The organism is Fusibacter sp. A1 (assembly GCF_004125825.1).
Classification (GTDB): domain Bacteria; phylum Bacillota; class Clostridia; order Peptostreptococcales; family Acidaminobacteraceae; genus QQWI01.
Genome location: NZ_QQWI01000006.1, coordinates 21508 through 38850, shown reverse-complemented (window position 1 = coordinate 38850; position 17343 = coordinate 21508). Strand labels below are relative to the sequence as shown.

The 17343-nt window shown below is 44.8% G+C and carries 18 protein-coding genes and 1 riboswitch; of the genes, 17 read left to right on the top strand and 1 reads right to left on the bottom strand.

Annotation, left to right across the window (positions count from 1 at the left end):
- Positions 1-1032, top strand: a complete 1032-nt coding sequence (gene rlmN, locus DWB64_RS09510; protein ID WP_129487999.1) for a 23S rRNA (adenine(2503)-C(2))-methyltransferase RlmN — start codon at positions 1-3, stop codon at positions 1030-1032.
- Between the two features lie 130 nt (positions 1033-1162).
- Positions 1163-1567, top strand: coding sequence for a hypothetical protein (locus tag DWB64_RS09505; protein ID WP_129487998.1), 405 nt, complete (start codon positions 1163-1165; stop codon positions 1565-1567).
- Between the two features lie 59 nt (positions 1568-1626).
- On the opposite strand, the gene DWB64_RS09500 is transcribed toward DWB64_RS09505, so the two are convergent.
- Positions 1627-1872, bottom strand: a complete 246-nt coding sequence (locus DWB64_RS09500) for a hypothetical protein (protein WP_129487997.1) — start codon at positions 1870-1872, stop codon at positions 1627-1629.
- A 199-nt stretch (positions 1873-2071) separates the two neighbouring features.
- Here DWB64_RS09500 and DWB64_RS09495 point away from each other — a divergent pair, with 199 nt between their 5' ends.
- The 15 genes from DWB64_RS09495 to DWB64_RS09425 all read left to right on the top strand — a co-directional run bounded on the left by DWB64_RS09495 (position 2072) and on the right by DWB64_RS09425 (position 17263).
- Positions 2072-2482: a universal stress protein gene (locus tag DWB64_RS09495; RefSeq protein ID WP_129487996.1), complete on the top strand. Its 411-nt coding sequence runs from the start codon at positions 2072-2074 to the stop codon at positions 2480-2482.
- 137 nt (positions 2483-2619) lie between these two features.
- Positions 2620-3147 carry a putative metalloprotease CJM1_0395 family protein gene (locus tag DWB64_RS09490; RefSeq protein WP_129487995.1) on the top strand — a complete coding sequence of 176 codons (528 nt, stop codon included), beginning with the start codon at positions 2620-2622 and terminating at the stop codon, positions 3145-3147.
- A gap of 315 nt (positions 3148-3462) precedes the next feature.
- Positions 3463-3559: riboswitch (TPP riboswitch) on the top strand.
- An 86-nt stretch (positions 3560-3645) separates the two neighbouring features.
- On the top strand, positions 3646-3840 hold the full coding sequence (thiS, locus tag DWB64_RS09485) for a sulfur carrier protein ThiS (RefSeq protein ID WP_129487994.1): 195 nt from the start codon (positions 3646-3648) through the stop codon (positions 3838-3840).
- A complete protein-coding gene (gene thiF / locus DWB64_RS09480; RefSeq protein WP_129487993.1) occupies positions 3840-4640 on the top strand; it encodes a sulfur carrier protein ThiS adenylyltransferase ThiF in 801 nt (266 codons plus the stop codon). The genes thiS and thiF overlap by 1 nt, the downstream gene beginning before the upstream one ends.
- 4 nt (positions 4641-4644) lie before the next feature.
- Entirely contained in the window at positions 4645-5412 is a 768-nt protein-coding gene (locus tag DWB64_RS09475; protein WP_305775277.1) for a thiazole synthase, read from the top strand.
- Between the two features lies 1 nt (position 5413).
- A complete protein-coding gene (thiH, locus tag DWB64_RS09470) occupies positions 5414-6520 on the top strand; it encodes a 2-iminoacetate synthase ThiH (protein ID WP_129487991.1) in 1107 nt (368 codons plus the stop codon).
- Positions 6517-7509: a thiamine phosphate synthase gene (gene thiE, locus DWB64_RS09465; protein WP_129487990.1), complete on the top strand. Its 993-nt coding sequence runs from the start codon at positions 6517-6519 to the stop codon at positions 7507-7509. The genes thiH and thiE overlap by 4 nt, the downstream gene beginning before the upstream one ends.
- A 44-nt stretch (positions 7510-7553) precedes the next feature.
- Positions 7554-8870, top strand: coding sequence for a phosphomethylpyrimidine synthase ThiC (gene thiC / locus DWB64_RS09460; protein WP_129487989.1), 1317 nt, complete (start codon positions 7554-7556; stop codon positions 8868-8870).
- Complete coding sequence (locus DWB64_RS09455) at positions 8867-9454, top strand: thiamine phosphate synthase (RefSeq protein WP_129487988.1); 588 nt, start codon at positions 8867-8869, stop codon at positions 9452-9454. Before thiC ends, DWB64_RS09455 begins: the two co-directional genes overlap by 4 nt.
- Positions 9455-9479: 25 nt before the next feature.
- Positions 9480-9638, top strand: a complete 159-nt coding sequence (locus tag DWB64_RS09450) for a rubredoxin (RefSeq protein WP_129487987.1) — start codon at positions 9480-9482, stop codon at positions 9636-9638.
- A gap of 224 nt (positions 9639-9862) precedes the next feature.
- A complete protein-coding gene (locus DWB64_RS09445) occupies positions 9863-11137 on the top strand; it encodes a glutamate-cysteine ligase family protein (protein WP_164980332.1) in 1275 nt (424 codons plus the stop codon).
- Positions 11130-12470, top strand: a complete 1341-nt coding sequence (locus DWB64_RS09440) for a hypothetical protein (RefSeq protein ID WP_129487985.1) — start codon at positions 11130-11132, stop codon at positions 12468-12470. The genes DWB64_RS09445 and DWB64_RS09440 overlap by 8 nt, the downstream gene beginning before the upstream one ends.
- A gap of 8 nt (positions 12471-12478) precedes the next feature.
- Positions 12479-13867, top strand: a complete 1389-nt coding sequence (locus DWB64_RS09435; protein ID WP_164980331.1) for a sigma-54-dependent Fis family transcriptional regulator — start codon at positions 12479-12481, stop codon at positions 13865-13867.
- A 161-nt stretch (positions 13868-14028) separates the two neighbouring features.
- A complete protein-coding gene (locus DWB64_RS09430) occupies positions 14029-14916 on the top strand; it encodes a glycyl-radical enzyme activating protein (protein ID WP_129487983.1) in 888 nt (295 codons plus the stop codon).
- A 1-nt stretch (position 14917) separates the two neighbouring features.
- Positions 14918-17263 carry a pyruvate formate lyase family protein gene (locus tag DWB64_RS09425; RefSeq protein ID WP_129487982.1) on the top strand — a complete coding sequence of 782 codons (2346 nt, stop codon included), beginning with the start codon at positions 14918-14920 and terminating at the stop codon, positions 17261-17263.
- Positions 17264-17343: the final 80 nt, after the last annotated feature.

The window sequence follows — 17343 nt, the reverse complement described above, 5'->3', positions numbered from 1 at the left end:
ATGAAACCGAGTTTATATGCTTTGGATATGGCCTCACTCGAGCAAGTGGTCGTATCCTTAGGGGAACCAAAATTTAGAGCGAAGCAGATTTGGGAATTCATGATGAATAAACGAGTCGCTTCTATCGATGAAATGCATAATATTCCTAAAAAACTTAAGGATAAGCTTTCTGCAAAATACCAACTTTTCGACATGAAAATCGTTAAAGTGCAGGGCAGTGAGGAAAGTTCGACGAAAAAATATCTGATCTCCTTAAGGGATGGTCATCAGGTGGAAGCGGTATTGATGAAATACGCGCATGGAAATTCCATTTGCATCTCATCGCAAGTCGGATGTAGAATGGGCTGCACATTCTGTGCTTCGACAATCGACGGACTTGCAAGGAACCTGGAAAGTTACGAGCTGTGGGAGCAAATCTCAATCGTGGCTGCGGATGCGAATGTAAGGGTGTCTCATGTGGTTCTGATGGGTAGTGGCGAACCTTTGGACAACTTTGAAGCGGTGGTTGAGTTTATCAAAACGGTAAGCAATCAGGAACATCTAGGAATCGGACAGCGACATATTACCGTTTCGACGTGTGGACTTGTCAACCGTATCGATCAGCTTGCAGACGAGAAGCTTCAGATCACACTTGCCATCTCGCTTCATCAGCCGTTTAACGATGAGAGAAGCCTAGTAGTACCCGTGAATAAGAAATACCCGATTGAGGTCCTGATGGCTTCTGTTGACCGCTATATCGCCTTGACCGGGCGTAGGGTGACTGTCGAATATGCGCTCATTAAAGGAGTCAATGACACAAGAGAGCATGCGGGCGCGCTTGTAAAGCTTTTGAAAGGCAAGTTGATTCATGTCAATCTTATTCCTATCAATCCGATCGAAGAGCGCGATTACGAACCGACCCTTAAAAAAGATGTCCTTCAGTTCAAAAAGATGCTGGAAAGCGGAAAACTCAATGTAACCGTAAGAAGAGAGTTAGGCGATGATATTGACGCAGCTTGCGGTCAGTTGAGAAGATCTTTTGAGCAGAACTAGCTAAAAAAACAAAAAAATAAAAAATTCAGAAAATTTAAAGGGATTGGCGAAGGAACGTCGAAATATATTTGTATCAGGTTATTACAACACGACATCGCCCGAAATGGGTATGATTAAGGAGATGGTTAACATGGTCAAATTAATTTCAGGAAAAATGGGTTCAGGTAAAACTAAAAGAATTATTCAATTAGCTAACGAGGCGATGGAAAAATCGGCAGGACATGTCGTATTCATCGATGATGACAAGAGACATATGTATGATCTAAAGCATGATTTGAGATTTATCAGTATGGCTGATTATCCGGTTACATCAATCAGTGAGTTCTTAGGTTTTGTATGCGGTGTGATATCGAACGATTATGATATCGAACATATTTTCATTGATGGTCTTTGCAAAGTAATGGACTGCAAGGTGACTCAAACGCCTGAGTTCGTTTCGAAACTGGAAGAAATCAGTAAGCGTTATGACATTAGTTTTATTGCTACAATTAGTTGCGACGAGCTTCCGTCTGAACTAGACGGTTACCTGATATAAGTTGTGTTGATTAAAATTAAAAGCCGAGCTTACGCTCGGCTTTTTAGATTTTTTGCCTATCAGAAAGTAAGAAATTTGGGACCAAGATACTTCTTGATCACTTCACGATCAGAAAAGTCATCAATTTCAATAACGCGTCCTGATTCTTCGAAGTGAACGATAATTTGAACGTCTCCGGCTTTAAATGCCGAAGCAACGGTTTCTTCCCTTAAATATCTGATTTTATTCTTATGATGTTTGATTGTTTCGTATTCTTTTAGAAAATAGGAATCTTTCAAAGAAAATATTTTGTGGTATGTTGTCATGTTAACCTCCCTTTGTACGCTACTGATTGATTATATATGAAAAACACAAAAATAGAAAGATATCCGTCTGTTATTTGACTATCGTATGGGGTATAATTGTTTGGGAAACGTTTTCACAATCGTGAAGGAGTTTAGTTGCTCGTCATAATATGTTCATATTTTGCAAGTATGATTATCATGAGGAATCAGGGAGGTATTTATGAGAAGCAAAACAAAAGTGATGGTTTGTGTCACCCAGCAAAAATCTTGTGAAAGGCTGCTGGCTCACGCTGCTGAATTAGCCAGACACGATCATGATGAAATATATATGGTACACGTGGTTAAGGAAAACTGGAGATATTTTGGAAAAATGAAAGAATCGGATGCGCTGGAATATCTGTTTGACATATCTAAAGACTACAACGCCAGTGTCAATGTCTTAAAATCAAAAGATATCGATGCGTCTCTGGCTGACTTCGCACAAAAGCTGAATGTCGATTATATCGTGATGGGAGAATCGCTCGAAGTCACCAAACAGCAAAATATGATACACCGATTACAAAACATCACAAAGAAGAATGTGAAGTTTGAAATCGTCAAAATTTCTGACGAAGGCGACCAAGCCAGCTGATGACAAATTAATTGACTGAACACCACTTGCGTGGTGTTTTTTTTGTAGGAAATTTGGTCGAAGTGACATGGAAAAGATACTGCTGAGGCTTGAAATCATCGATAATGGGTATCAATAAAGTAAGGTAGGTGTTCAACATGCGTATCGATACTTACAAAAAAAACGTAAATGCTTATCCTAATAATCCTTCGGATCGCGATCAAAGAGTACAAGCAGATAGACCGATTGAAAAGGACGTGAAGAACGCTTCTGGCGTGGAGAGTCAGACTACGACAGATGATTCAAAGAACAGGTCTGTGATCAGGGAGCTTGTAAACAGGGAGCGGGAAGTGATAGCGCATGAGCGCGCCCATCAATCCGCAGGCGGAGACATCGCAGGCAGCGCCTCCTATACCTATACGATTGGTCCCGATGGGAAACGCTATATAAGCGGCGGTGAAGTTAGTCTGTCCATTCCAGGTTCTGATGATCCTGAGGAAATGATACAAATCGCCCAGCAGGTCATTAAAGCTGCGATGGCACCTGTGAAACCGTCCTCACAGGATATCAGTGTTGCTTCGCGCGCACAACAGATGGCTTCTCAGGCAAGGATGTTGCTTGCATCAAAAAGATATGAAGCGCAAAAAGAGGACAAGAAGGACAATACGGTTGATTTATTGTTGTAAGATCAGCCATAATTCTGATTATTCAAAAAAAGTGAGGGTATAAAAGTAACAGAGTTGTAACAAAGCTTGATTTTTTAAGAATTGTTAATCTGAATGTGACGAAGTCGTTATTGCATCCGGAGCAACTTCTTGGTAAAGTTTATATGAGCTAAAACCCCTATTAATTAATAAATCCCCTTCATTTTGTTTTGAGACCGATTGGTCTCCTTTTTTTTACCTTCTCATGTCAAAATATGACATATAGATAAAGTGTCACAAATTTAGCGGTTGTTTTTTCAGAAACACTTTGATACACTCAAAGGGAATTAAATAGTTATTTTGTATCAGGGGTGCCGAAAGGCTGAGAGGCGTATGCTAACCCTAAGAACCTGTTTGGTTAAGACCAGCGTAGGGAGTATACTAATTGCGAGTGCAAGAGGACTTATTCTACGTGAATAAGTCCTTTTATTTTTGTCTATATAGTATACAGAATGTGTTTTACATGATGGAGGTGAACGTATGGTTGTGGTAAATGGTAAGGAAATGGAACTTGATCACAAAACGATTTCTCAAATGCTCCTAGATCTTCACTTGAATCCTGTTCTTGTTGTGGTCGAGTTGAATAAGGTGATTGTAGAAAAGGCGGACTATGATAGCATCCGGTTGAAACCAGGTGATAATCTCGAGGTAGTTCAGTTTGTAGGAGGTGGCTGATGAGGATTAAATACAATGGTTGTATTATCGAGTCGTCATCGATTGATTTGAAGTCATTCAGGCTTCTTCATGATGAGGATGCCGATATCAGGTACGTCAATGGATTCAGCGCATGCGACGACTACCTCTTGCAGGACGGGGACGAAGTGGTCCTGATCAAGCGCGGGCGCAAGCCATCTAGTGAGACGCTTGAACATTTGATGGCAAGCAGGCATACACCAAAGGTTCATGAACAGATGAAGGCTTCTACTGTTGGTATCGCAGGTGTCGGTGGGCTGGGATCAAACGCTGTGCTGGCACTGGCAAGAATGGGAGTCGGAAGGCTTGTCATCGTCGATTTCGATGTGGTGGAACCATCCAATCTTAACAGGCAGGCCTACTTTATCGAACATCTGGGTCTTCTAAAGGTGGATGCGATGAAAGAGCTGGTTTCGAAAGTGAATCCATATATCGTCGTTGAGTGCCATCATGTGAAAGTGGATGAGAAAAACGCCGTGTCGCTATTCGAAGGATGCGATGTGGTCATCGAAGCCTTCGATGACCCAAAGAGCAAGGCAATGCTGGTATCAGAGCTGCTTACGCACTGTAAGATGCCGATTGTAGCGGGGTCTGGCATGGCAGGTACACTTTCAAGCAACACGATTGAAACGACGCGTAGGTTCGACAGGTTATACCTTGTAGGTGATCTTGTCACAGGAGCTAAGGAACACATGGGACTTATGGCGCCAAGAGTCATGGTAGCAAGCGCTCATCAGGCAAACATGGCTGTGCGGTTGATCTTAGGCGAAAAGGAAACGTAGGAGAATAGAGATGCTTAAACTGGGAAACATGGAATTCAAATCGAGGCTGATCATAGGAAGTGGCAAGTTTTCTGACCAGGCCCTCATGCCCGCAGTGATTGAAGCAAGCGGTGCGCAGATGGTGACACTTGCCTTAAGGCGTGTGGATTTAGAAGCGGGTAGCGACAATATCTTAGAATACATACCAAAGGACCTTACACTGCTTCCCAACACTTCTGGGGCTACAAACGCCGAAGAGGCCATTCGGATCGCCAGACTTGCAAGAACGATGGGTTGCGGCGATTTTATAAAAATTGAAGTGATTAACGACACAAAGTACCTGCTTCCTGATAATGAAGAGACCATCAAGGCGACCAAGGTACTCGCTGAAGAAGGTTTTATCGTACTCCCCTATATGAATCCAGACCTGATTGCGGCAAGAAAGCTTCAGGAGGCAGGGGCTGCGGCTGTCATGCCTCTGGGATCGCCGATTGGGTCCAATAGGGGGATTCAGACAAAAGAGATGATTCGTATCATCATAGAGGAAATCGACGTGCCGGTGATCATTGACGCCGGAATCGGCAGACCTTCTGAAGCCTGCGAGGCGATGGAGATGGGAGCGGATGCGGTGATGGTGAATACGGCGATCGCTTCGTCTGATTGTCCTGAGATCATGGCAAAAGCCTTCAGGCAGGCGGTTGAAGCGGGGCGCAGCGCCTTTGAGGCCAAGCTTGGACCTAAAAGCTCTTCTGCTGTCGCCTCATCACCACTCACCGGTTTTTTAGGTGCCTAAGATGAGTTTGATCAAGCTCCTTAGAAGCCTGGATACAGAATTGCTGCTAGAAAAGTCCGAGCGGTTCGGCGAGAAGCATGTGAAAGACGCCCTTGATATCGATTTTGCATCGTTTGAACACTTTTTATCGCTGATATCGACTGAGGCCTCAAAGCATCTTGAAAAACTTGCTGTGAAGGCGAGTGGAATAAGCGCGAGGCAGTTTGGAAAGACGATCGGGCTTTATACCCCCCTCTATTTGGGTAACTTTTGTGAGAACCAGTGCGTGTACTGCGGGTTCAACAGCGAATCATCGACTGTTCGAAACAAGCTTGACCAGGAAGAGATTCAAAAGGAACTGGATGCCATATACGGTACCGGACTGCGTGAGGTATTGCTTTTGACAGGGGAGTCCAATAAGCACACTCCTGTAGACTATATCGAAAAGGCGGTCGCGATGGCTGCTGTGAAGTTCAAGTCCATCGGAATCGAGATTTATCCGCTGGATGAGTCCGGATATGAGCGTTTGATCAGTGCGGGAGTGAACAGTCTTACGATCTACCAGGAGACCTATGACGAAGCGGTCTATGACAGGCTTCATCTGAAGGGCCCAAAAAAAGATTACGAGTACCGTTTAAACGCACCCGAACGCGCCGCCAAGGCGGGAATGGCACAAATCGGAATCGGCGCGCTTTTCGGCCTGTCCGATCCAAAATCTGATGCGATCAAGCTATATCATCATCTGAGGTATCTTGAAAAGCGCTATCCGCAAGTGGAGCTTAGTATTTCACTCCCCAGGTTAAAACCCATTTCGGGGGACTTGGAGTTTGGAGCAACGACGGTTTCTGATAAGCTCTTTGTACAGCTGCTGTTGGCGTTTAGAATATGCTTTCCAAGGCTGGGAATAAATCTGTCGACAAGAGAGTCGCAAGAACTACGAGAGCATCTGCTAGCCCTTGGTATCACAAAGATGTCCGCTGGTGTGAAAACCACGGTAGGAGGTCATAGCGACAAGGCTGCAAGCGATGTTCAATTCGACATCGACGATAAGAGGTCTGTAGAAGAGATTATGGACATGCTAAAGACTAAAGGGATACAGCACGTGCTATCGGATTGGGTGAGAAGATGAGTAAACTATTAAGAATAATCGATGTCAATGTCAACAGGGCGGGTGAAGGCATAAGGGTACTAGAAGAGTACATCAGGTTCATAACGGATGACCCGGTATGGATGAGTGAACTTAGGAGCATGAGACACGATATCAGAAAATCGATGCCTGAGAATGCACAAGATCATAGGGATGCACAGGGAGATGTAGGTAGAGACGTTTCTTCTTCCAACACCCTTGACGACAAAACGTCGGTTAAGCAGGTGCTGACTGCGAATTTTGTGAGGGTGCAAGAAGCCTTAAGGGTGCTTGAGGAATATTACAAAGTGATCGATCACTATGAAACCGCTAAAAGAATGGAACGGTACAGGTATAGGATGTATGAATTGGAATCGACAATAAGCATCAAAAGACAAATCAAAGGCTTGTACGCGATTACCTCTCAAGGAAGCCGCGATGAGATCCTTTGCCAGGTGCAGATGTTTATCGACAGCGGTGTTGGAATCATCCAGTATAGGGACAAGTGCAACTCAGAATCGGTCAAGCTCGAAATCGCCTTAAGGATCCGTGAACTGACAATGGAACACGGTGTGATCTTCATCGTCAATGACTCACCGACGCTTGCTATGGCAAGTCGTGCAGACGGCGTACATGTCGGACAGGAGGATGAATCCCTATGCAAGGTAAGAAGACTTTGCAAGGATATGATTATCGGTATCTCCACCCATAATGAAGTTCAGTTTGAAGAGGCACTGAATCATTCCCCGGATTATATCGCCCTTGGACCGATCTACGGGACGACATCGAAGAAGGATGTCGAGCCATGCAGCGGAGAGTCCTATGCCAGATGGGCCAGAAAACGCACTGAACTTGCGCTTGTTGCTATCGGCGGTATAGGAATTGAGGAACTGGTCAGATTAAAGAAAATCGGCATCGACGCATGCGCCATGATTAGCGCGCTTGAAAACGAAGCAACAATTAGGAAGTTGGTCGAGGCCTACACAAATTAAAGTATGGCTTCAATGAAAATACATAAGGAACTCAAGGAGATAACATGAATTATTCAACGCAAATGGATGCGGCTAGAAAAGGTATTGTCACTGAACAAATGAGAGTTGTTGCGGAAAAAGAAAATCTGGATATGACGTGGCTGCTAGAGAAGATGGCGCTCGGACAAGTGATCATCCCTGCAAACAAGAACCATAAATCGATTGTAGCAGAAGGTGTCGGTGACGGACTTAAGGTTAAGATCAACGTCAATCTCGGAATTTCAAAAGATGAGAACAGCTTTGAAAAGGAACTTGAAAAGGTGGACAAGGCGATCGAGATGGGTGCCGAGGCGATCATGGATCTGAGTTCATACGGCAAGACTGAGGAGTTTAGAAAAGCGCTTGTTGAGAGGTCTCCGGCTATGATCGGGACAGTGCCTATCTATGATGCGATAGGGTTTTATGATAAGGATCTAAAGGATATCACGGCGGATGAGTTCTTCAAGGTGGTCGAGAAACACGCTGAAAACGGAGTGGATTTTGTCACGATCCACGCGGGATTAAATAGGGAAACCATGGACACGTTCAAACGTAATCCAAGACTGAACCATATCGTATCACGTGGAGGCTCGCTCCTTTATGCGTGGATGGAACTCAATCAGGCGGAGAATCCTTTTTATGAGCAGTACGACAGGCTGCTTGAAATCTGTGAAGCCTACGACATGACGCTCTCTCTAGGAGATGCGATGCGTCCAGGCAGCATCAACGATTCGACAGATGCAAGCCAGATCAAAGAATTAATGGTGCTTGGTGAGTTGACAAAACGGGCTTGGAAGCGTAATGTACAAGTGATGGTTGAAGGTCCGGGGCATATGGCCATTAACGAAATCGAAGCGAACATGGTGATTCAAAAGAGACTTTGCCATGGAGCTCCTTTTTATGTACTCGGACCTATCGTAACTGACATCGCACCTGGATATGATCATATCACAAGCGCAATCGGTGGTGCTATCGCCGCAAGCCATGGAGCAAACTTCCTATGCTATGTGACGCCTGCAGAACACCTTAGACTTCCAAATCTTGACGACATGAAAGAAGGCATTATCGCGGCTAAAATCGCCGCACATGCCGCTGACATCGCAAATGGCATCAAAGGTGCGAGAGATTGGGATTATAGGATGAGTGAGGCAAGGCAGGCGCTGAATTGGGAGCGTATGTTCGAGCTCGCCATCGATTCTGAAAAAGCGGTTAGATATCGACATGAATCGATGCCTGAACACGACGACAGCTGTACCATGTGCGGCAAAATGTGCTCGATGCGCAATATGAACAAGATCATGGCTGGTGAGGATGTGACTTTACTTAGCAAGGAGATCACATGATTATTGGAATTACAGACAGTTCACTTTTTGATACCTGGGAGTCATTTAAAGAAAGGGTAGTCACACTGCTTGACAGCGATCTGGATTACCTGATTCTTAGAGAAAAAGCCCTTAATGCTGAGGAGATGGTTTCTTTGCTGCTTGAGTTCATGTCAGCCACAGACAACGCATGCAGAAAGATTGTCGTTCATTCTCAAGTGGAGGCGGCAAGGCATTTAGGGCTTACCTATGTGCATTTACCAGAATCTCGAGTGACAGAAGCGAGAAGATCACATACAAAATACAGCTACAGCGTCCATTCGGTTGATGGGCTTAAAGCTTTGGAGAAGGGAACCTTGTTCACCCTGATAGGGCCTGCCTTCGAAACGGCCTGTAAACCGGGATGCGCACCCTTGACTGAAGAGGCCATGAAAGAAGCTCTGAGTGTTTTTGATGAGAATCTTGTCGCCCTCGGAGGCGTTACGGTTGAAAATGCGAAATCGCTCAAAGAAATCGGATTCGAGCACATCGCACTAAGGTCGTCGCTGATGACTGTTGAAAACCCGCTCGAACTGATTGGGCTTTACAAAGAGATGGGTTTCTAATAAGATTAGTCATAAGGAGGGGCATATGGATAATTACAAATGCACGATTTGCGGTTATATGTATAAACCTGAGCGCGGAGATTACATCAATGAGATCCCGCCAGGAGTAGCTTTTGAAGATCTGCCTGAAGACTATAAATGTCCTATGTGCGGTCAGCCAAAGGTTGTTTTTCAAAAAATGTGATAAAAAACTGTTGTAAGACGAAACGTTTTACAGCAGTTTTTTTTATAGAAGTTCACAGAAGTACCATAATAATTTTGATGCACCTTGCACTTAATAGATTATTCAGATAAACTAAGGGTATAATACATGAAAGAATTTTCATATGATTAGGGACAAAGTGTCAAGTTTTGTCCCTTTAGATTATCATGATATTTCGACTATCTAAATATTATCAGGGAGCAGTCATGACGAAAAGAGAAGAAGTTAAAGAGCAACTCATATCTGTTTTTAAATCAGGTATCAAATCAAATTATTTAATCGGTGCGGAGTTCGAGCATTTTATAGTAAGAAGAAGCACGCTTGAAAGTTACAATTACTATGAAGAGAACGGAATCAAGGATATTTTACTCAAAATGAAGTCTTACGGTTGGAACTCAGATGACGCGACAGACGCGATCATGATGATGAGAAAAGGTGATGGCATCATAACACTTGAGCCAGGCGGTCAGATTGAGCTAAGTATCATGCCCAATGAGTTCGTGTCGGAGCTGACAGCCATCTACAAATCCTTTGTAAGGGATATCAACGCATGTCTTACCGAGGAGCAGGCGCTGATCAGTGTGGGCTATCATCCGGTATCTAAAATCAACGACATACCCTTTATACCCAAATCAAGATACGGCGAGATGTCCGCATACTTCACTAAAAGGGGCCGTTATGCGCATAACATGATGAAAGGTACAGCCTCGACGCAAGTGGGAGTCGACTTTAGCTCGGAGCAGGACTGTATGGACAAATACAGGATGTTTTCCGCCTTGTCTCCATTCTTTACAGCCTTCTTCGATACGACTCCCTATTTTGAAGGGGAAAAGGTTCCGGGACATGCGATGAGAATGCAGATCTGGGAAGAGACGGATAGCGACCGATCAGGAGTTTTAGAAGAAGCATTTTCGCCAACCTTTTCTTTTGGGGATTATGCCGATAGGGTTTTGAAATGTCCTCCGATTCTTGTACTCGACGGCTCGGATGTCAAGGCTACTCACGAGAAGACCTTGGGATCGCTACTTGATGAGATCGAGATGGACAAGGATCAGATCAACCATGTTCTGACCATGCTGTTCCCAGATGTCAGACTCAAGAATTTTGTAGAGGTGAGAATGGCGGATGCGATGCCTTTTCCTCTCAATATGGGTTATGTGGAGCTGATCTACGGACTGACCTATTGCAGCAATCTTTACGATTATTACAGCCAGTGGGCCAAGACCTGTACCTATAATGAGATTCAGCAGTTAAAGGCGGATATCGCCGTACACGGAAATACCGCTAGCTTTAGAGGGCGGACCGTCAGAAGCTTCATGCTTGATCTGATGGACAGGGTTTCTAAATCTTGTCATGACTTAACTTATTTTGGCTCGCTCAGAGAAACGTTCGAGCAACACCCGCATGGATACGCGAAATACCTTGCGGGACTTAGCAAAGAAAATCTACTGGAAGAATTGGAGGTAAAGTTCAATGACTAGAGAAGCCCTTGATCAGTGGTTTATCAATAAGGTGATGGACAATAAGGAGCATTACGCAGAGGATTACAAGAAAGTGAACCAGGCGGTAGCCAGTTCTAAGGCCATCTATAAAGGTAAACCGGTACCCTTCCTTTACATGCCTAAGTTTTATACGGAACACGATCTGGCATCCTTCAATCGCCTAACGGAAAGCATGATGAAAATCTGTAGAAAGATGATCGACCTATATAGAAGCGTTCCTTTAATCAGAAAGAAATACAATTTTGACTCAAGGCTTGAAGCGTTGATCCTAAAGGATGAAGCATATCGGTCTTACGTTCCAATGGCCAGATTCGACGTGTTTTACTATGGACCCGACGACTTTATGTTTTGCGAACTGAACACCGATGGAACCTCTGCGATGAACGAGGACATGATTCTCGCTTCGATACTTGGAGAGAGCGAGATCGTTGAGGAGATGAGCGAGACATTCGAAATGCGAAGCTTCGAGCTATTTGACACTTGGGTGAAAGAGGTTCAGAGCATCTACACGGAAGCGACCGGGAAACTGAGTAAGCCGACTGTGGCGATTGTCGATTTCATCGATAAGGGCAGCAATATCGAGTTTGAAGAGTTCAAGCTCAGATTTGAAAAAGCGGGATTTGAGGCATACATTGCCGATCCCAGGGATTTGACCTATGATGACGGTCTGATGTTTGAGGATGTAAAGCTTGATGTGGTCTATAGAAGACTGGTGACAAGGGATATGATGGATAGGATAGACGAGATTCCGGCATTTGAAAAGGCATGCCTTGACAATAAGACGGTCGTGATAGGAAACATACGGTCGCAGGTCGTGCATACGAAAGTCTTCTTCGAGCTGTTATTCGATGAATCGGTCAGAGAGTTCTTCACAAAGGACGAACTGGCTTTTATCGACAGACACGTGCCATATACGGACCCTATTAGGAATATCAGTTATTCCATAGATAAGTTTGTTGAAAACAAGGACCAGTACTTAATCAAGCCTCTGGACTTCTATGCGTCAATCGGCGTGTATGCGGGTGCTTCTCATACAAGTGAGGAGTGGCGCAAGATTCTTGAAGAGCATCTGGACAAACCTTATCTGATTCAACGTTTTTGCAAACCTGCGATCACAAGCAATGTGGACATGGTCGATGGTGAGCTTCAAGTCGGAGAGTACAAGAATATCACCGGTCTTTATATCTACAACGAAAAGGTCTATGGCGTCTATTCAAGAGCGGGACGTACAGCGATCATATCAGGACTGCACGATGTATTCACGCTTCCGACGTTTTTTGTAAAAACAGAGGATGAGATGAGCTTGACATAGGTGGGATGATGGAAATCAATAAATTGTTTGACACCATGCTCGAACATATGGCGGAAGGAATCATCGTGATCGACTCTGAGGGGATCATCACCCACTTCAACGAACCGGCAAGTGGAATTGCAGGCGTTGACGGCGAGTCTGTCATCGGTAAACATCTTCTCAAAGTGTTCGGTAAACTGAAGCAGGATCAATCGACCCTGATGCGGGTACTTAAATACGGTGAGCCCGTCGTTGACTTCTTGCAGGAGTATGAGAACGCCAGAGGCGAAAAACAGGCGATTCTCTCGTCGACTTTTCCTATCCTTGAAAATGGAATGGTGATCGGCGCCTTTGAAATCTATCGGGATTTAAAGCCCTATAGGATGATGATTGAAAAATTGGGGACATTTATCGTCTCGAAAAAAAATAAGGATTCCAGAACGATCCATACCTGCGAAGCAATTGTGGGCAAACATCCGAGCATCATCAGGTTGAAAGAAAAAATCGCTTCGGTTGCCCTGACCCCGTCGACAGTGCTTATCACAGGTGAAACAGGAACAGGAAAAGAACTTGTCGCACAGGCGCTTCATAGCCACAGTGCAAGGAGCAACAAACCATTTGTGGCACAAAATTGTGCCGCTATTCCAGGTACGCTACTTGAGAGTGTCCTCTTTGGAACGGTGATTGGAAGTTTTACAGGTGCGAAGAATACCCGTGGCCTTTTTGAACTGGCAAATGGCGGTACTTTGTTCTTGGATGAAATAAATGCGATGCCTTATGATTTACAGAGCAAGCTGCTGCGTGTCTTGCAAGACGGTGTAGTCAGACCCATCGGCAGTGAGGTGGATTTGGTGGTCGATGTGAGGGTAGTCGCTTCCTCTAACAGTGACCTGAAAAAGGCGATCCGGGTGAATGAATTCAGACCGGACCTATACTACAGGCTAAACGTGGTGGGATTCCATCTTCCCGCTCTCAGAGAGCGAATAAGCGACATCGGACTACTGGTGGATCATTTTAGCCTTTTACTCTCAGGATCGATGGATAAGCCTTTGAAGCATTTTGATCAGAGCGCTATCGAGATCTTGACAGAAAAGCAGTGGGAAGGAAACATACGAGAGCTCAAAGCACTGATCGAAAGAATCTATAACCTCTATGAGACAACCGCTGTAGATAAGATGGTTTTACTCGAATGTATAGAAGAAGACCAGGAACCCGCCGTCAATGCGGGTGTTTCAAAAACATATGGGCACCTTCAGCTCAAATCACGTGTTGCAAGCTTCGAAATAAACTGCATTCAGGAAGCCTTGTCCGCTACGGGAGGCCATATCAGCAAAGCCGCTGACTTGCTTGGACTACCCAAACAGACACTTCATAATAAGATGAAGAAATATGAGTTGACCGCTGCGTCCCAAAAATAGGACTGTCCCAAAAATGAGACTGGACTTGTCCCTTTTTTGGGACTTTTTTAATTTGAATGAGGCGCAATCAGGCTGAAATTGATGGCATGGTAATTGCATTATAAAAAGACAGAAACTCATGGAGCTTTATCATAAAAAAATTAACGGGTTTAGGTGGACCAATGCTAAGAATATTCGATATCAAACGGTTCGCGGTGCATGATGGACCGGGAATAAGAACGACTGCCTTCTTTAAGGGGTGTCCTTTGGAATGTAGCTGGTGTCACAATCCAGAGTCGATCTCGATGCAGTTGCAGCTGATGTGGCATAAAAACTTATGCAATGACTGCGACAAATGCATTCGCCGGTGTCCAAGCGGCTTTGAAACCAAGGAGCAAATGCTTGGGTGCACTGAGTTGATGCACTGCTCTAAATGTACAGACGCATGCGACAGCTCAGCTCTCATCAGAGTGGGCAGGGACCTAATAACAGATGAACTGATCGATCAGCTGATTGAGGATGAAGTCTTTCACAAGGCCTCAGCCGGTGGTGTGACCTTATCGGGTGGCGAACCGCTTTATCAGGGATATGAACTAGTCGATCTGGTAAAGGGACTGAAGGAACGCAACATAGACGTATGGCTTGATACCAGCGGTTATGGCGATTTAAACCTGCTTGAGGAGCTTGTAGGGATTGTGGATGGAGTACTTTTCGACATCAAACACTATGATCCTGACGCTTTTAAAAAATGGACAGGTGGAGATTTGGAACATGTGCTTGATGGACTGGATATCTCACTTGCTTCCAAGGCGCGGGTAATCGTCCGGTGGCCTCTGATCGGTGGTGTCAATGACAGCTGGTCTACGATTGAGGGGATGATTGAACTTTTTAAACGTCGCCATGTAACCGAAGTGACGGTGGTTCCTTACCACAGCTACGGCGCACAAAAAAGAGAGAAGTGCGCTGTGAAAATGGAGGACCAGGCATTTTATACGCCGCAAAGGCAAGTGCTGGACTCTATCGTAAAGAAATGCTTAGCAAATAATATGAAGTGCGCTGTGGAGGAGTAAGATGAGAAAAAGAGTGGTGGAGTTAAGAAAACAAAGCATCGATGTCGTACCATCGATGAGCATGGAAAGGGCTTGTCTTGTCACAGACGCCTATCGACTCTATGAGGGAAGTGTCAGCACGCCGGTTTTAAGAGCGCTTGTTTTGAAACATATTTTAGAGAAGAAAGCCCTCTATTATGGAAAAGGTGAACTGATCGTAGGAGAGAGGGGCTCGGTACCCGGAGAGGTCCCGACTTATCCTGAACTTTGCTGCCATACGGTGGAAGACCTAGAACACATCCGTTCTCGGGCAAAGATTCCATTTAAGATAGAGGATAAGGAAATCAACAAGCACGAAACCTATATCATACCTTTTTGGAAAGATCGGTCGATGAGGTCGATGATTCTAAAATCATTGCCACAAGAGTGGCATGAGGCCTATCAGGGAGGAATATTCACTGAGTTTATGGAGCAGCGCGCTCCTGGCCATACGGTGGCGGATAAAAAGGTCATCGAAAAGGGAATGATCGGATTTAAGCAGGAAATCAATGAACGACTGACACGTGCGATCAAAACAAAGGAAGACGATTCTATTGTCGAACAGTTACGGGCGATGTTGATTACAGCGGATGCGATCATTGCCTACGGGCAGCGATACGAAAAGCTTATTGAAGACGAAATCGAAAAGACTCAGAGTCCACAAGAGCTTAAAACTCTAAGGCGAGTTCTTCAAACGCTCAAACGGGTTCCTAAACACCCGCCGCGTAACACGCATGAAGCACTTCAGATGTACTGGTTTATCCATCTGGCGATCATCACAGAGCTCAACACATGGGATGCGTACTCTCCAGGACGGCTGGACCAGCATCTGATCGGATATTATGAAAAGGATTTGAATGACGGATTTTCCAAAGAGGACATGGAGGAACTCTTGCAGTGTTTTTGGATCAAATTCAACAATCAGCCGGCACCGCCCAAGGTGGGAATCACGCTTCTTGAAAGCGGGACCTACACCGATTTTGCGAATATCTCCTTAGGCGGGCTGAAGATGGATGGCTCATCTGGAGTGAATGAGGTAAGCGTGTTGCTGCTTAAGGTGATCGATGAGATGGCGCTTTTACAACCGTCTACCAACATACAGGTCACTCAGAACATGCCGGATGATTTTTTGCATAGCGCTCTAAAAGTCATTGAAAACGGCAGGGGACAGCCTTCGCTATTTAATGCGGACGGCGTTGTCAAACAGCTTTTGAGGCAGGGAAAAACTAGAGAGGATGCCATACAGGGTGGTACAAGCGGCTGTGTTGAAACGGGCGCTTTTGGAAAAGAAGCGTATATTCTGACAGGCTACTTCAATATCGCAAAGATTGTCGAGATGACGCTATTTAACGGCTTCGACCATTATTTGAACAAGAGAAACGGACTCTCGGGGATTTCTGTTGAAGCAATGACGACCTACGACGAGTTCTTAACGGCATTTGAAGTTCAGATGAAGCATTTTTTAAGAATTAAGCTGAACGGGAACCATATCATCGAAAAGTTGTTTGAGGAAAAAATGCCGGCGATGACCCTGTCCATCGTCACAGATGACTGTATCGAAAGGGGAGCGAACTATCATTCTTATGGTCCAAGGTACCGCACCCGCTACGTTCAAGGGGTAGGTATCGGAAGCACTGCCGATATGCTGTCTGTGATAAAGCATAGGGTTTATGGAGATGAAAGGCTGACAATCGATAGACTTAAGACGGCCCTTAAGAACAACTTTGTGGGTCATGAGGAGTTGAGAAGTGAGCTGCTGAATAAAACGCCTAAGTTTGGAAACAATGACATGCGGGCAGATGAGTGCGTGAAAGACGCCTTTGATATTTTTTTCAGAAATGTGGATTCCGTGATATCACCCATGGGATTTGTCTATAGGGTCAACCTGCTTCCGACGACCTGTCATGTGTATTTCGGTCATGTCATGATCGCTTCTTCAGACGGCAGGTTGAGTGGTGAGCCCTTATCTGAAGGCATATCACCGGTTCAGGGAATGGACGTCAAGGGACCTACATCGGTGATCCTATCGGTGTCGAAGATCCCTCATGAGCTCACTGGCGGAACACTTTTGAATCAGAAGTACACTCCTGATTTTTTCAAGTCGATAAAAGGGAAAAACGCGGTTCAAGCGCTCGTAAGAACGTACTTCGGTTTAGGCGGGCATCATATCCAGTTCAATGTGGTGGATAGGGAGAACTTGCTGAATGCTCAGAAATCTCCCAAAGAATATAAAAATCTTGTGGTGAGAGTGGCGGGCTATTCGGATTATTTCAACCATCTGACGCCTCTTTTACAAAATGAGATCATCACTCGCACGGCGCAAATGTAATTAATTAGCTTCTTATCGTAATTTTCGGTGAGAAGCTTTTATTTTGGGTAAAGGTGTAATAAATTATGTATTATCCGGAG

Bases quoted from the DNA above. Each gene is read 5' to 3' on its own strand.
- thiC (WP_129487989.1), top strand. From the start codon at position 7,554: ATGAATTATTCAACGCAAATGGATGCGGCTAGAAAAGGTATTGTCACT.
- thiH (WP_129487991.1), top strand. From the start codon at position 5,414: ATGAGTTTGATCAAGCTCCTTAGAAGCCTGGATACAGAATTGCTGCTA.
- DWB64_RS09505 (WP_129487998.1), top strand. From the start codon at position 1,163: ATGGTCAAATTAATTTCAGGAAAAATGGGTTCAGGTAAAACTAAAAGA.
- DWB64_RS09425 (WP_129487982.1), top strand. From the start codon at position 14,918: ATGAGAAAAAGAGTGGTGGAGTTAAGAAAACAAAGCATCGATGTCGTA.
- DWB64_RS09430 (WP_129487983.1), top strand. From the start codon at position 14,029: ATGCTAAGAATATTCGATATCAAACGGTTCGCGGTGCATGATGGACCG.
- DWB64_RS09450 (WP_129487987.1), top strand. From the start codon at position 9,480: ATGGATAATTACAAATGCACGATTTGCGGTTATATGTATAAACCTGAG.
- thiS (WP_129487994.1), top strand. From the start codon at position 3,646: ATGGTTGTGGTAAATGGTAAGGAAATGGAACTTGATCACAAAACGATT.
- DWB64_RS09440 (WP_129487985.1), top strand. From the start codon at position 11,130: ATGACTAGAGAAGCCCTTGATCAGTGGTTTATCAATAAGGTGATGGAC.
- DWB64_RS09435 (WP_164980331.1), top strand. From the start codon at position 12,479: ATGGAAATCAATAAATTGTTTGACACCATGCTCGAACATATGGCGGAA.
- DWB64_RS09495 (WP_129487996.1), top strand. From the start codon at position 2,072: ATGAGAAGCAAAACAAAAGTGATGGTTTGTGTCACCCAGCAAAAATCT.
- DWB64_RS09445 (WP_164980332.1), top strand. From the start codon at position 9,863: ATGACGAAAAGAGAAGAAGTTAAAGAGCAACTCATATCTGTTTTTAAA.
- rlmN (WP_129487999.1), top strand. From the start codon at position 1: ATGAAACCGAGTTTATATGCTTTGGATATGGCCTCACTCGAGCAAGTG.
- DWB64_RS09500 (WP_129487997.1), bottom strand. From the start codon at position 1,872: ATGACAACATACCACAAAATATTTTCTTTGAAAGATTCCTATTTTCTA.
- thiE (WP_129487990.1), top strand. From the start codon at position 6,517: ATGAGTAAACTATTAAGAATAATCGATGTCAATGTCAACAGGGCGGGT.
- DWB64_RS09490 (WP_129487995.1), top strand. From the start codon at position 2,620: ATGCGTATCGATACTTACAAAAAAAACGTAAATGCTTATCCTAATAAT.
- DWB64_RS09455 (WP_129487988.1), top strand. From the start codon at position 8,867: ATGATTATTGGAATTACAGACAGTTCACTTTTTGATACCTGGGAGTCA.
- thiF (WP_129487993.1), top strand. From the start codon at position 3,840: ATGAGGATTAAATACAATGGTTGTATTATCGAGTCGTCATCGATTGAT.